The organism is Streptomyces sp. NPDC027962 (assembly GCF_055566095.1).
On the sequence record NZ_JBVHTA010000051.1, the window covers coordinates 1 to 14,202 of the forward strand.

Consider the following 14,202-nt stretch of genomic DNA (forward strand, 5'->3'; position numbering starts at 1 on the left):
CCCGCTACGAGAAACGCGCCTACATCTACCTCGGCACCGTCACCCTCGCCACCCTCGTGATCTGGCTCCGCACATGATCCGAGAAACAGCGCCTAGTGCATGGCCGCGGAGTAGGGGTCGGCGAAACCTCCGCCCGCAGGTCCGCCGGCGCGCCCTCGGCGATGAGGCCGTCGACCAGAGCACGTCGCGAGCCCGGGGCGGCCGGGGCTGTGGCCAGTAGGGCAGCGCACGTCGCAGCGCTCTTGTGAAACTCTGCCGACCGGCGGCTCACGGCCACCGGTGCGTCATCCCCTGGACCTGGACGGAAGCACCTTGCTGACGAAGTCCGCCACCGCCGCCTCCAGGCCGATGTCGTACTGGGCACGTTCGGACAGGTACCAGCGGTGTTCCAGCAGCTCGTGGTAGAGCTCGGCGGGGTCCATCGAGCCCCGCAGATGTTGCGGAACGGCCCGTACGGTCGGCCGGAAGACCTCACGGACCCAGCGATGAGCGAGCACTTCGTCGCGAGCCCCGAGCGGGTCCCCCGGGACGAAGTCCTCCTGGGTGGCCATCCAGCTCTCCAGGTCGTTGAGGAGCCGCCGGGCCTGGTTCTCCTCGGTGTCGAGCCCCGTGAGCCGCAGCAGCTGGCGGTGGTGGTGGCCGGCGTCCACGACCTTGGGGACGAAGGTGACCGTGTCGCCGTTCGAGGAGTGCTGGATCTGCATCTCGGCCACGTCGAATCCGAGGGCGTTGAGCCGCCGGATCCGGCGGTCGATGTAGTGGTACCTGCCCGCCGGGTAGACCGATGTGCGGGTCAGTTCGGTCCACAGGGCCTCGTAGCGCCGGCAGATCTCGTTGCCGAACGCGATCGGATCCACCGACGGGTGCAGCGCGCCCGATGCCTCCAGGTCCAGCATCTCCCCGCTGATGTTCACCCGGGCCAGATCGATGTCGTACTCGCGCTGGCCCGTGCTGAGTTGCGCGTGAAGCTCGCCGGTCTCCGCGTCGACCAGGTACGCGGCATAGGCGCCCGCGTCCCGGCGGAAGAGGGTGTTGGACAGGGAGCAGTCACCCCAGGCGAAGCCGGCCAGATGCAGCCGGACGAGCAGGACGGCGAGGGCGTCCATGAGGCGGTGCACGGTGCTGGGGCGCAGAGTCGTCTCGAACATCGAGCGGTAGGGCAGGGAACCCTTCAGATGGCGGGTGATCAGTACCGGTTCCAGGGGCTCACCCCGGCTGCCGCTGCGCCCCGTGACCACCGCGAGCGGGTCCACCGCGGGTATCCGGAGCCTGGCGAGGGTACGCAGCAGTTCGTACTCGCGCGTCGCCGGGCGCTCGGCGAGCTCCTTGACGGCCACGACGTCCGCCCCGGCACGGGCGTAGCGCACGACGTGGCGGGAGATTCCGCGCGGCAGCGGCACCAGATGCTTCTCCGGCCAGTCCTCGAGCGGCAGGTGCCAGGGCAGATCGAGAAGAACGGCCGGGTGCTCGGGGTTCGTTGCACTGATCTGCAAAGCCATCGGTCGCCTCACGTCGTACGGTGACGGGCCACCAGTGTGACGGCGTGCGGCCTCCCCTCGCCACGGGCAGGTCACGCGGCCCGGGCCATGATCGGGCAAGGTGGAACCGGTACACAGCGGTACCACCGGCCGAGGAGGATCCCATGGGCGGCGACGCGGCGCACGATGCGACAGGCCTGACGTGTCTGGTGACCGGGGCCACCGGTTACATCGGGGGGCGGCTCGTTCCGGAGCTGTTGAAGGCCGGGCACCGCGTGCGGTGTCTGGCGCGATCCCCCGAAAAACTGCGCGACCACCCGTGGGCGAAGGACGTCGAGGTCGCCAAGGGCGACGTCACCGACGCCGGATCGGTGGCGGAGGCCATGCGCGGCATCGATGTCGCGTACTACCTCGTGCACGCTCTCGGTACCGGAGCCGGCTTCGAGGCGACCGACCGGCGCGCCGCCCGGGTCTTCGCGGAACAGGCCCGGGCCGCCGGCGTGGGGCGCATCGTCTACCTCGGCGGACTGACACCTCGGGGCGTACCGCCGAGGGAGCTGTCCCCGCATCTGCGCTCCCGCGAGGAGGTCGGGCAGATCTTCCTCGACTCGCCCGTACCGGCCGCCGTCCTGCGGGCGGCGGTGATCATCGGCTCGGGTTCGGCCTCCTTCGAGATGCTGCGCTACCTCACGGAACGGCTGCCGGTCATGGTCACGCCGCAGTGGGTGCGCACCCGCATCCAGCCGATCGGCGTACGGGACGTGCTGCGGTATCTCGTGGGTGCGGCCCGGATGCCGGCGGACGTGAACCGGGCGTTCGACATCGGCGGGCCGGACGTGGTCACCTACCTGGACATGATGCGCTGCTACTCCGACGTCGCCGGCCTGCCCAAGCGCCTCATCGTGCCCGTGCCCGTCCTCACCCCGAAGCTCTCCAGCCACTGGGTGGGCCTCGTGACACCCGTGCCGCACTCCATCGCCCGCCCGCTCACCGAGTCACTGCGCCACGAAGTCGTCTGCCACGAACACGACATCGCCGAGTACGTCCCCGACGGCCGCGGCCAACCCCTGCCGTACGACGAGGCACTCGGCCTGGCCCTGCGCAGGGTACGGGACGCCGATGTGACGACGCGTTGGTCGTCGGCCGCCGTGCCCGGAGCCCCGAGCGATCCGCTGCCCACGGACCCCGACTGGGCCGGCGGCAGCCTGTACCGCGACGAGCGCCAACTGACGGTCGACGCCCCGCGCGAAGCGCTGTGGAAAGTGATCGAGGGCATCGGCGGGGACAACGGCTGGTACTCGTTCCCGCTCGCCTGGGCCGCGCGGGGCCGGCTGGACCGTTTCGTCGGCGGGGTCGGCCTGCGGCGCGGCCGGCGGGACGCCGAGCGGCTGCGCGTCGGGGATTCTCTCGATTTCTGGCGGGTGGAGGAGATCGAACCCGGCCATCTGCTGCGGCTGCGTGCGGAGATGCGACTGCCGGGGTCGGCCTGGCTGGAGATGTACGCCGAGGACGACGGGAACGGCCGCACCCGGTTCCGGCAGCGGGCGCTGTTCCACCCCAGGGGGCTGCTCGGGCATGCCTACTGGTGGAGCGTGTCGCCCTTCCACGCTCTCGTGTTCGGCGGCATGGCCCGCAACATCACCCGGGCGGCGGTGAAGGGCACGAGCGAGGGAACGGGCGACCGGCGCGCGGTTCGGTGACAGGCGGACCATGCTGTTCGGCCCCGGGCGGAGCCGCCACAGCACGGTGGCGGGGGCGGCGCCGCCCTTCGCTGCCTATGGTGAAAGAACGGCCTGCCCGCTCGGCGGTGTGCACCGCTGCCTCCCCCACACCCTTCCCACCGAGGAGGACCCGTGACAGATGCAGCACGCCCACTGCACGGCCGCACGGCCGTTGTGACCGGTGCCGCCCGGGGTCTCGGGGCGGCGATAGCGCTGCAACTCTCCCAGCGCGGTGCCGATGTGGCCCTGCTCGGCCGGGAGGAGTCCGCGCTGGCCGCGGTGAGGGAGACCACCCCCGGACGAGCCCTGTGCTGGGAGGTCGATGTCACTGACGACGACGCGATGGCACGGGTGGCCGGCGATGTCCGCGACCGCCTCGGACCCGTTTCCGTGGTGGTCGCCAACGCGGGAGTGGCTGAGGGCGGGCCCTTCGCGGAGTCCGACCCGGTGACCTGGCGACGCGTGATCGAGGTGAACCTGATCGGCAGCGCGATCACCGCACGTGTCTTCCTGCCGGACCTGCGGGCGTCGCACGGCTACTACCTGCAGATCGCTTCACTCGCCTCCATCGGAGCGGCGCCCATGATGAGCGCCTACTGCGCTTCCAAGGCCGGTGTGGAGTCCTTCGCCCACTCGCTGCGTGCCGAGCTCGCGCATGAAGGTGTCGGGGTGGGGATCGGCTATCTGAACTGGACCGACACCGACATGATCCGTGATGCGGACCTGCATCCGGTGCTGCGGGAGCTGCGGGGGCACATGCCGAAGCCCGCGAGGAAGGTCTGTCCGGCGGAGACCGTGGCGGCTCGCATGGTGCGTGCCGTCGAGCGGCGCAGCGCGACCGTGTACGCCCCCGCTTGGCTCCGGGCCACGCAGGTCGTCCGCGCCGCCATGCCCCCGGTGGTCACGCTGTTCTCCAAGCACGAGCTCCCCCGCCTCGGACGGAAGGACGCATTCGCGGCCACGGGACTGCTGGGCGCCGGCGGCCGGGCGGACATGGCGGGGCGTGAGCGGTCGCGGGGCGGGCAGGCGGACGGCTGAGCAGGCGGCGGGCACACGACCGCGCAGCGGCCGCCGACTTCGTCGAGGCTACGAGGTGCACTTCGACCTCTCGCCCGTTGTCATCAGACCCGGCAAGCAGGCCTGGGCGGAGCTGCTCCGGCACATGGACGGCGTCCTGCCGCACGCGGTGAAGGAGCAGGCGGCGGCAGCGGTGCTCACGCTGCCATGCAACCAGGACCTGCACGAGGTCGATCCGGCGTGGCGTCCACGGGCGGAGGAAGCCATCCGGCGTCCCGATCCGGAGCAGCCCGAGCGGTCTGAGAACGACAGTTCGAATGTGCGCCATCGCGGCGCCACCAAGGGCGCGGCGGGCGACGTGCGCAGTCCGGTCGAGACTCACGCTCCGTGGCTGACGATCCGCTACGCGTTCTGACCGGCCGTGCGCGGGGGGCCCGGTGATACGGGCGCTCGGACCACCGTTGCGCGGCTCACTGCCACTCGTCCTCGGATCCGTCGGCCCCGGGCCGGAGGAACCAGTCGCCCGCGACCTCTGCCACTTCTTCCAGGGCGCCGGGCTCCTCGAAGAGGTGCGTCGCTCCGGGCACCACATGCACGCGGTGCGGGGTCCGCAGCAGGCCTGCGGCCTCCCGGTTCAGCCGCAGCACCTCCGTGTCGTCGCCGCCCACGATCAGCAGCACAGGTGCCTGCACATGAGGCAGTGCCTGTCCGGCGAGGTCGGGGCGACCGCCGCGCGAGACGACGGAGCGGACCCGACCGGGCCGTTCGGCCGCCGCCACCAGAGCCGCCGCGGCGCCGGTGCTCGCGCCGAACAACCCCACCGGGACCGGGGCGGTGGCGGGGTGCTCTCCGAGCCAGTCGATCGCCGCCACCAGACGCCGTCCCAGCAGGCCGATGTCGAAACGGTGCTCCGCGGTCACCGCGTCGACCCGCTCCTCCTCCACGGTCAGGAGGTCCATCAGCAAGGTGCCCAGCCCGATCTGCTGCAGGGCCGCGGCCACCGCCTTGTTGCGGGGGCTGTGCCGGGAACTGCCGCTGCCGTGAGCGAAGAGCACCACGCCACGGGCGTCCGGGGGAACCACCAGGTCACCGGCGTTCGTGGACCCGCCTGCAGGGAGTGAAACCGCTTCCACGATCATCGCCACCGTCTCCCTCCGAGCGTCCCCGCGTCCGTCGCGGTCAGTGTGCGGGTAGCCCGCCTTCGCTGCGCCATGCGGGACGGCGGGGAGGTCCCCGGTTCGTGCCGGCTCAGAGCTCAGGCGAGTTGGTCGCTGTGTCCGCAGAGCCAGGCCAGAGCGTCGTGCACGCCGAGCATGTAGTCGCGGTTGCCGGTGGCGGTGGTGGGGTCCTCGAGGTGGATGACGGCAGCGTCCACCTCGGCCGTCAGCAGTTGCAGATCGGGAATGTCCGGTGCGTGCGCCCCGGTGACCGGCGAGCGGTCGGCGCGGCCCAGGGCCCATGCGAAGGCGGCGGCCTCACCCGCGGAGAACTGCGGCGCACCGTCCCCTCTCGTCGCCAGGTCCTTGAGCGCCAGGTCGACGTCCGCGTATGTCCGGACGCCCACGCGCTGCTCTTCCTGTCCCATGTTCGTGGTCATGTCGACCGCCTTTCCTGGTCGGGCGCGAACCGACGCCCGCCGTCCGCGTGGCTTGTCATCTGATCTCACCACGGGAGGAACGCATGGATCTCCTTCCCGTCCGGATCGTGCAGGACGCCGACCTGGCGGCAGAGCGCCTGGACGAGATGCCGGCCGAGCCCGCCGGTCCCGCGCGCGGGATCGCATGGTCGAGGCACGGGTGGACGGGGGCCGGTGTCGCGTACGGTCACGTGCAGGCCGTCGAAGGTACGGCGCATCCGCAGCACGAAGGGGCCGGGGGCGTACTGGACGGCGTTGACGGCCGGCTCCGTGACCCCAGCAGGATGTCGCCGTGGCCCTGCGGGCAGCTCGGCGGATCCCCGCGCGTGAGGGCATCGAGGGATGCTCCTGCCGCCAGGCGGGCACCGGTGACGTCCTCGATGCCGCCGTCGAAGTGAGCGGTGAGGCCTTCGACCACGTCTGGGCAAGACCGGTTCCTGCTTACGCGGACCGGCAACCATGTGTCGTCCTCCTGCCTCTCGTCACAAGCTGTCCGTTCGGCATTGGACTGCGTGTTCCCACTCCTGCGAGGACTACGCGCCGTCTCGCGCGGGGACGGCGGCTGTTTCGCACACGCGACTCGCCGCAATGGCGTGCGGGAGCGGCCGCCGGAGGAGGACGATGGAGAGGCCGGGGCTCCGGCCGCTGGGGGCGCGGCCCTCGCCGGCACAAGGGGCCATGCATGGCAGCCGCCGGAAGGAGATCCTGGGACATGGTTGCTGCGGAGCCCTTCCGGGGCGATCGCGATGCGGCGGGCGCTGTCCCGTCCGGCCCGGGCGGACTCATGGACGTGCTGAGTGTCGCCGCCGTCGTGCTGGATGCCGAGGGGCGGATCGTGCTGTGGAGCCCGCAGGCCAAGGATCTGTTCGGTTACAGCCCCGAAGAGGCCCTGGGGCGGTTCGCCGGCCACCTGCTGGTCCACGAGGACAATCTGGAACAGATCCTGGAGCTGTTTGCCCAGGTAATGGCGGGCGGCGGTAGCTGGGCCGGAGTGTTTCCCATCCGGCACAAGGACGGCAGTACCCGCATGGTGGAGTTCCGCAACATGCGGCTGATGGACGAGCACCAGGGCTTCTACGCCTTGGGGCTTGCCACCGACCAGGAGACTCTGCGACAGGTCGAAAGGGACCTGGCCCTGTCCACGCGGCTGGTGTCCCAGTCCCCGATCGGGCTGGCGGTGCTGGACACCGACCTCCGGTACGTCACCGTCAACGCGGCCGAGGAGCGGCTGAGCGGTGTGCGCGCGGACGAGCATGTGGGGCGGACGGTCCATGAAGTGCTGCCCGCCCTGTCCGCCACCGCCTTCGAGTCGACGATGCGCAGGGTCCTGGAAACGGGTGACCCGGTGCTGGACCGGTACACGGTCGGCCGGACCCCGGCCGACCCGGACAACGAGCATGCCTGGTCGATCTCGTTCTTCCGGCTCGAGGACTCCAACGGAAAAGTGCTCGGGGTGGCCACAGCCAGCGTCGACGTCACCGAGCGTCACCGCATGGTCCAGGAGCAGCGGCGCACCGCTCTGATGCTCCAGCGCAGTCTGCTGCCCCACCCGCCGCCGCAGCGGCCCGGGCTGGACATCGCCTACCGCTACCGCCCGGCTCGGGCCACGAGCGAGATCGGCGGCGACTGGTTCGACGTCATCCCCCTCGGCGGCGACAAGTCCGCCCTGGTCGTCGGCGATGTGATGGGCAGCGGCATCAACGCCGCCGCCACGATGGGGCAACTGCGCACCGCGACCCGGACACTGGCCGACCTGGACCTGCTTCCCGCCCAGGTCATGCACCACCTGGACCGCGTCACCGCCGGCCTCGGGGAGGCCATCGCCACCTGCGTATACGCCGTCTACGACCCCCACCACGCCCGATGCCGCATCTCCCTCGCCGGCCATCTGCCTCCCGTTCTGCTGCGTCCGGGCGGCAAGGCCGAACTGCTCGAGCTGCCCACCGGCGCACCTCTCGGCGTCGGCGAGGTCCCGTTCGCCACCACGACCCTGAACCTGCGCCCGGGCGACCAGCTTGTCCTCTACACCGATGGGTTGGTGGAAACCCGCGACACTGCCATCGACGACCGGCTGGATGTCCTCCTCTCCCTCCTCGACCGTCCGGGGCGGCCGCTGGAGGACACGTGCGACTGGCTGCTGGACGCCCTGCGACAGCCCGGAGACCACGACGACGTCGCCCTGCTCGTCGTACGGGCGACGGGAGACGGGGGCGGACCCGGGAGCGCCGGCCGGGCGTGACCACGCAGCGGAGGACGTAATGGCCGACAGCACGCCGCAGGTGTTGCCGGGGCTGGAACTGTTGTGGTCCGGCAGCGTGCCCGATCATGCAGAGGAAGCTGCCGCTCGGCGTCATCTGCTGGACGCCTCGGAGTCCGCGCGTCTCGCCGCATTCCGACGGGCCCAGGACCGGGACGCCTACGTGGTCGCCCATGTGTCGCTGCGGCGGCTCCTCGCCGAGCGGCTCGAACAGGACCCGGAGGCCGTGTCGCTCCTGCGTGAGCCCTGTTCACACTGCGGGGGACCGCACGGGCGGCCGTATGTCCTGGGCAGAGGCGTCCATTTCTCACTTTCGCACACTCGGGGCATGGTGCTCATCGCGCTCGCGTCGAGGCCGGTGGGCATCGACGTCGAGACCCTCCTGGATGCTCCCGTCGTCGACGAACTGATCTCCCAGCTGCATCCGGACGAGGCCGCGGAGCTGGCCGTTGTGCCCTACGAGGCCCGCCCCCGGGCGTTCGCCCGCTGCTGGACTCGCAAAGAGGCGGTACTCAAGGCAACGGGCGTAGGGTTGAACGTGGAACCGGCTCTCACCTACGTGGGCACAGGAGCCCAACCAGCCTCTCAACAGGCGTGGTTGCTCGCCGATGTGGCCACGGAACCCGGGTATGCGGCAGCTGTCGCCTTGCGGCGGCCGGATCGTGGCCCGGGAGATCACAGACCGTTCCGGTCCTTGTCTTGAACGTCACCGGGACCGGAGGAGCACCGAGCACAGCGGTCACCGCGCCGCACGGAGCACGGGTGGTCCATATGGCGAGATGGGCGATCATCCAGCAGGAAAGGATCCGCCGGCTCATACATCTTCCCCGCACGGCAACGGTCATGACGACCGGCCATCGCGCGCTCCGAGTCCGCGCGGGAGCTGCAGGGCCCTCGCCCAGCACGCTCCCCCGCCGCACTTCACAGGCCCGCCGGTACGGCGCGGCGTGGGTGGTACGACCTTCCCCCAGGGAGACCTCATGGCCGGAAAGCCCGTCGAAGCGTTGCCCACAGATCTCGAAGAAATCGATCTCCCCCGCGTCGACCGCGGCGCAGACCTGCCCGCCGTCACGGAAGAGGTTCTCCCAGACGGCCCAGACGGAACCGAAGAGATCCTCACCGCACTGCTCGCCGACGTCGCGGGCGTCAGTGAAGTACGGGCCGACAGTCACTTCTTCGACGACCTCGGAGCCGACTCGTTGGTCATGGCGCATTTCTGTGCGAAGGTGAGAAAGCGGGCGGAACTTCCGTCGGTGTCGATGAAGGACGTGTACCGGCACCCGACCATCAGGGCACTGGCGACGGCTCTCGCGGATGCCACGCCGGCTCCCCTGGCAGAAGCGCAAGCCGCGCGGGCCGCTCAAGCCCAGCACCCCGAGCCGACCGCCCCGACCCGCCGGTCGCGCTATGTGCTGTGCGGTGTGTTCCAGCTCCTGTGCTTTCTCGGATACGCCTACCTCATCGCAGTGGTCGCGGTGCAGGGGTACGAGTGGATATCAGCGGCAGCAGGCCTGTTCGACGCGTATCTGCGAGCCGTTGTGTTCGGTGCCGTGACCCTCGTGGTCCTGTGTGGCCTGCCGATCCTGGTGAAGTGGCTGCTCATCGGCCGGTGGAAGCCCGTCCGGTTCGAGGTGTGGGGACCGGCCTACGTCCGCTTCTGGATCGTCAAGACATTGGTGCGGTCGAACCCGCTGGTCCTCTTCGTCGGTTCACCGCTCTATTCGCTGTACCTCAAGGCGCTGGGCGCGAAGATAGGGCGCGGCGTCACGATCTTCTCCCGGAATCTGCCCGTGTGCACCGATCTGCTGACCGTCGGCGACGGCACCGTGGTCCGCAAGGACTCGTTCATCAGCTGCTACCGGGCGCACGACCGGATGATCCAGACGGGCTCCGTCACGCTCGGGAAGAACGTGTACGTCAGCGAGGCGACGGTGATCGACATCGACACCTCGCTGGGCGACAGCTCCCAGCTCGGCCACGCCTCCACCCTGTACAGGGGGCAGGTGGTGCCCGCGGGCGAGCGTTGGCAGGGGTCGCCGGCGCAGCCGACCGATGTGGACTTCCGGGTCGCGGCTCCCGCCTCCTGCGGCCTTCTGCGCAGGACGACCCACGGAGTGCTGCAGTTGGTGACCCTGCTGTTGCTCTACGTACCGCTCGCGATCGGCGGTGCGGACATCCTGCTCGCCGAGTTGCCGCAGCTCGCGGTGGTGCTGGAACCGGGGCCCGCGGTGCTCACCAGCTGGGTGTTCTACGTCGACATGCTGGGGGTCACCGCCGTCGTGTTCTTCGGCGGCATCGCGGTCGGCCTCCTCGTGGTGGGCACCGTCCCCAGGCTGCTGAGCAAATTCGTCACACCGGACCGGGTCCACCCCCTCTACGGCGTTGCCCACGCGGCGCACCGGGTCATTGTCGTGCTGACCAACAGGCGTTTCATGACCCGTCTGTTCGGCGACAGCTGCGCCATCGTCCACTACCTGCGCTGGACCGGCTGGGACCTCTCGACGTTCGAGCAGACCGGGTCGAACTTCGGCACGCTGGTGAAACACGAGACGCCCTACCTGAGTTCGGTCGGCAGTGGCACGGTGATCGCCGACGGTCTGTCGATGATGAACGCCGAGTACTCGAGCACGTCCTTCCTCGTGTCCCGGACCTCCATCGGAGCGCGCAACTTCCTCGGGAACCGGATCGCCTACCCCTCTCGGGGAAAGACCGGCGACAACTGCCTGCTCGCGACGAAGGTCGCGATCCCCGTCGACGGAGAGGTCCGGGAAGGGGTCGGACTGCTCGGCTCGCCCAGCTTCGAGATTCCGCGGTCGGTCGCGCGGGACAGTACGTTCGACGATCTGACGAGCGGCGACGCACGGCGCACTCTTCTGCGGACCAAGACCCGGCACAACGCCGGCACCATAGCCCGGTTTCTGCTGATGGGCTGGTTCTTCTTCTTCTTCGTCACGGTGCTCTTCTCGGCCGCCGCGGACCTCTACGCATCGCTCGGGGTGTCGGCGCTCGCCCTCGCGAATGTGCTCCTGCTGCTGTTCAGCACGCTGTACTTCGTGTTCGTCGAGCGCATCACCACGACGTTCCACCCGCTGGGTGCGTTGTTCTGCTCGATCTACGACCGCAGGTTCTGGCGCCGTGAGCGCTACTGGAAGGTGCCGTCGGAGAACTACCTGCGGATCTTCAACGGGACCCCGTTCAAGAACGTCGTCTGGCGGCTGCTGGGCGTCCGCATCGGGCGCATGGTGTTCGACGACGGCTGCAGCCTCACCGAGCGGGGCATGGCCACCATCGGCGACGAGTGCACGCTCAACTCCGGCAGCGTCATCCAGTGCCACTCGCAGGAGGACGGCACCTTCAAGTCCGATCTCAGCACGGTCGGCTCCGGCTGCACCCTCGGGGTCGGCGCCTTCGTCCACTACGGCGTCACGATCGGCGACGGCGCCCTGCTCGAGGCGGACTCCTTCCTCATGAAGGGCGAAACCGTCCCGGACGGGGCACGGTGGGGCGGGAACCCGGCCCGGCCTCTGCAACAGGAGAGCGGCGCCACGGGAGGTGGATTCTGATGGCAACGTCGTTGACCGAACGCAGGGCCGAACGCACCGCCGAACCCAGTGGCTTCACCGTCGTACCGCGCTGGACCGCTGCTCCGGTGCCGGGCAGCGCCGAACACGAGACGGCGATCCCCGGCGACCTGGTCCCGGCACTGCGCCGCCTGGCCGACGAGACGGGCGTGCCGCTCAGTTCGGTGCTGCTGGCCGCTCATGCCAAGGTGCTCTCCGCGCTCTGTGGTGAACAGGCCGTCGTGACCGCGTGTGTGACGACACCAGGAACCGCGCCGACGCCCTGCCGGCTGACGACCGCGGCCGGCACCTGGCGCGAGCTGCTGGTCGACACCCATCGGGCCGTGTCGCAGGTGCTCGCCCACCGTGACCTCCCGCCGACGCCGACCGGTGCCCGCCAAGCCGGGGTATCCGGAGCGCGGCCCGATGTCGCGCTCGAGTCCGGGCCCGATGTCGTGTTCGATGCGGTCGGTGACGGCCGCGGCCCGGCAGAGGACGCCGTGCTCTGCGTGGCCTTCCCGGACCTCGACGGCCGCCGCGTGCTGCGGCTGCGGTGCCGGACCGACGCGCTCGACGAGGACGCGGCGGCGAGGATCAGCGGCTACCATCTCACCGCGCTGGAGCTGATCGCCCGTGATCCGGATGCCGCACACGGACTCAGCAGCCTCCTGTCCGCAGAGGAGCTCCGGTTCCAGATCGGCGGACTCGCCGGCCCGCGCCGTGAGGTCCCCGACCGCCGGTTCCACGAACTGTTCGAGGAGCGGGTACGGGCCCGTCCGGATGCCGTCGCGGCCGAGCACGCCGGCCGCCGGTTGACCTACCGCGAGCTCAATGCGCGCGCCAACCGGCTGGGACACGCCCTGCTGACAAACGGTCTGCGCCCCGAAGGCGTCGTTGCAGTCGTGACCGAACGCAACCTGGACTGGATGACCGCCGTCCTCGCGGTCTTCAAGGCCGGCGGTGTCTACCTGCCCGTCGAGCCGCACTTCCCGCCCGACCGCATCGCCACCATGCTCTCCCGTGCCGAATGCCGGCTCGTGCTGACCGAAGGGGGCAGCACGGCGAACGTTGACCAGGCCCTGGCATCCCTGCCCGGATCCCGCAGGCTGTTCATCGACGCGACAGTCATCGGGAGTTCGGCCGACGACGACCTCGGCGTCGCAGTCTCGGCGGACCGGCTCGCGTACGTCTACTTCACCTCCGGCTCCACCGGCACCCCCAAGGGCGCGATGTGCGAGCACGCCGGCATGCTCAACCACCTGTACGCCAAGATCGACGACCTTGGGATCGGCGAGGGCATGGTCGTCGCACAGACCGCCCCCCAGTGTTTCGACATCTCGATGTGGCAACTGATGGCACCGCTCCTCGTGGGCGGACGGACCCTGCTGGTCGAGCAGGAGGCGATCCTCGACGTCCAGCGGTTCCTCGACACGATTGCCGACGGCCGGGTCGGCGTGCTCCAAGTGGTGCCGTCGTACCTGGACGTCGTGCTGTCCGGGCTGGAGCGCCACCCGCGCACCCTGCCGGACCTGCGGTGCGTGTCGGTCACCGGCGAGGCGCTGAAGAAGGAGCTCGTGCAGCGGTGGTTCGCGGCCGAACCCGGCGTCCGGCTGGTCAACGCGTACGGCCTGACCGAGACGTCGGACGACACCAACCACGAGGTCATGGACCGTGTGCCGGACACCGAGCGCGTCCCGCTCGGACGGCCCGTCAACAACGTGCGCATCTACGTCGTCGACGAGAACCTGTCGCCGGTCCCGCTCGGCGCCCCCGGTCTGATCGTCTTCTCCGGAGTGTGCGTCGGCCGGGGTTACCTCAACGACCCGGAGCGCACCCGGCTCTCCTTCATGGCGGACCCGCACCGCCCGGGGCAACGGCTGCACCGCAGCGGAGACTTCGGCCGCTGGCGGCCGGACGGGAAGCTCGAGTTCCTCGGCCGACGGGACGCACAGGTCAAGATCCGGGGGTTCCGTATCGAGCTCGGCGAGATCGAGAACACTCTCCTGACCGTGCCCGGTGTCGGCGACGGTGCAGTGGTGGTCGTCGAACGGGCGGGACGCAAGGACCTGGTCGGGTTCTACTCGGCCCGTGCGCCGATCGGGACGGACGTCCTGCGGGAACGGCTGGCCCGGTCGCTGCCGGAGTACATGGTCCCGACGACCCTGCACCACCGGGAGAGCCTGCCGCTGACCGCGAACGGGAAGATCGACAAGAAGGCGCTGGCGGTCCTCGCCGAGGAACTCGACGCGGCGGAGGACGGCTACCGCGCCCCCAGCACTCCGACCGAGCGGCGGCTGGCGGCAGCCTGGGCGAAGGTGCTCGGCATTCCGCTGGATCGGGTGGGCAGGCAGGACCACTTCTTCGACCGCGGCGGCACCTCACTGTCGGCGGTGCGGCTCGCGATCGCCCTCGACCGAACGGTCTCCCTCGCCGATCTGACGGGCCACCCCGTCCTCGCCGACCTGGCCGGCCTCATCGAGGACCGGACCGGCCGGCCCGCAACGGCTCAGCGCTGAGCCGCGACGAAAGGAAG

10 protein-coding genes and 1 pseudogene are annotated in these 14,202 nt (G+C 70.2%); 7 read left to right on the forward strand and 4 right to left on the reverse strand.

Features of this window, described 5'->3' with window-relative positions; all coding sequences use genetic code 11:
* Nucleotides 1-284 precede the first annotated feature (284 nt).
* Nucleotides 285-1,499: a DUF4032 domain-containing protein gene (locus ACZ4SA_RS32270; RefSeq protein ID WP_468281459.1), complete on the reverse strand. Its 1,215-nt coding sequence runs from the start codon at nt 1,497-1,499 to the stop codon at nt 285-287.
* Nucleotides 1,500-1,642: 143 nt separating this feature from the next.
* On the opposite strand from ACZ4SA_RS32270, the gene ACZ4SA_RS32275 reads away from it, so the two are divergent.
* From ACZ4SA_RS32275 to ACZ4SA_RS32285, 3 genes are all read left to right on the forward strand, one after another.
* Nucleotides 1,643-3,178 carry an SDR family oxidoreductase gene (locus tag ACZ4SA_RS32275; protein WP_468281460.1) on the forward strand — a complete coding sequence of 512 codons (1,536 nt, stop codon included), beginning with the start codon at nt 1,643-1,645 and terminating at the stop codon, nt 3,176-3,178.
* Nucleotides 3,179-3,331: 153 nt separating this feature from the next.
* The gene (locus ACZ4SA_RS32280; protein WP_468281461.1) at nt 3,332-4,237 is read left to right on the forward strand and encodes an SDR family oxidoreductase; all 906 of its coding nucleotides are present in this window, start codon (nt 3,332-3,334) and stop codon (nt 4,235-4,237) included.
* 55 nt (nt 4,238-4,292) lie between these two features.
* Complete coding sequence (locus tag ACZ4SA_RS32285; protein ID WP_468281462.1) at nt 4,293-4,631, forward strand: hypothetical protein; 339 nt, start codon at nt 4,293-4,295, stop codon at nt 4,629-4,631.
* Between the two features lie 55 nt (nt 4,632-4,686).
* Here ACZ4SA_RS32285 and ACZ4SA_RS32290 read toward each other — a convergent pair whose 3' ends face one another.
* The 3 genes and pseudogenes from ACZ4SA_RS32290 to ACZ4SA_RS32300 all read right to left on the reverse strand — a co-directional run bounded on the left by ACZ4SA_RS32290 (nt 4,687) and on the right by ACZ4SA_RS32300 (nt 6,270).
* On the reverse strand, nt 4,687-5,355 hold the full coding sequence (locus ACZ4SA_RS32290; protein WP_468281463.1) for a dienelactone hydrolase family protein: 669 nt from the start codon (nt 5,353-5,355) through the stop codon (nt 4,687-4,689).
* A gap of 116 nt (nt 5,356-5,471) precedes the next feature.
* Nucleotides 5,472-5,813 carry a hypothetical protein gene (locus ACZ4SA_RS32295; RefSeq protein WP_468281464.1) on the reverse strand — a complete coding sequence of 114 codons (342 nt, stop codon included), beginning with the start codon at nt 5,811-5,813 and terminating at the stop codon, nt 5,472-5,474.
* A 65-nt stretch (nt 5,814-5,878) separates the two neighbouring features.
* Nucleotides 5,879-6,270, reverse strand: a pseudogene (locus tag ACZ4SA_RS32300) (ATP-binding protein).
* A gap of 294 nt (nt 6,271-6,564) precedes the next feature.
* Between ACZ4SA_RS32300 and ACZ4SA_RS32305 the strand changes: the two are divergent.
* From ACZ4SA_RS32305 to ACZ4SA_RS32320, 4 genes are all read left to right on the forward strand, one after another.
* The gene (locus ACZ4SA_RS32305; protein ID WP_468281465.1) at nt 6,565-8,091 is read left to right on the forward strand and encodes a SpoIIE family protein phosphatase; all 1,527 of its coding nucleotides are present in this window, start codon (nt 6,565-6,567) and stop codon (nt 8,089-8,091) included.
* A 19-nt stretch (nt 8,092-8,110) separates the two neighbouring features.
* Nucleotides 8,111-8,812, forward strand: a complete 702-nt coding sequence (locus ACZ4SA_RS32310) for a 4'-phosphopantetheinyl transferase family protein (RefSeq protein WP_468281466.1) — start codon at nt 8,111-8,113, stop codon at nt 8,810-8,812.
* Nucleotides 8,813-9,089: 277 nt separating this feature from the next.
* Nucleotides 9,090-11,672, forward strand: a complete 2,583-nt coding sequence (locus ACZ4SA_RS32315; RefSeq protein ID WP_468281467.1) for a Pls/PosA family non-ribosomal peptide synthetase — start codon at nt 9,090-9,092, stop codon at nt 11,670-11,672.
* Nucleotides 11,672-14,185, forward strand: a complete 2,514-nt coding sequence (locus ACZ4SA_RS32320) for a non-ribosomal peptide synthetase (protein ID WP_468281468.1) — start codon at nt 11,672-11,674, stop codon at nt 14,183-14,185. Before ACZ4SA_RS32315 ends, ACZ4SA_RS32320 begins: the two co-directional genes overlap by 1 nt.
* Nucleotides 14,186-14,202: the final 17 nt, after the last annotated feature.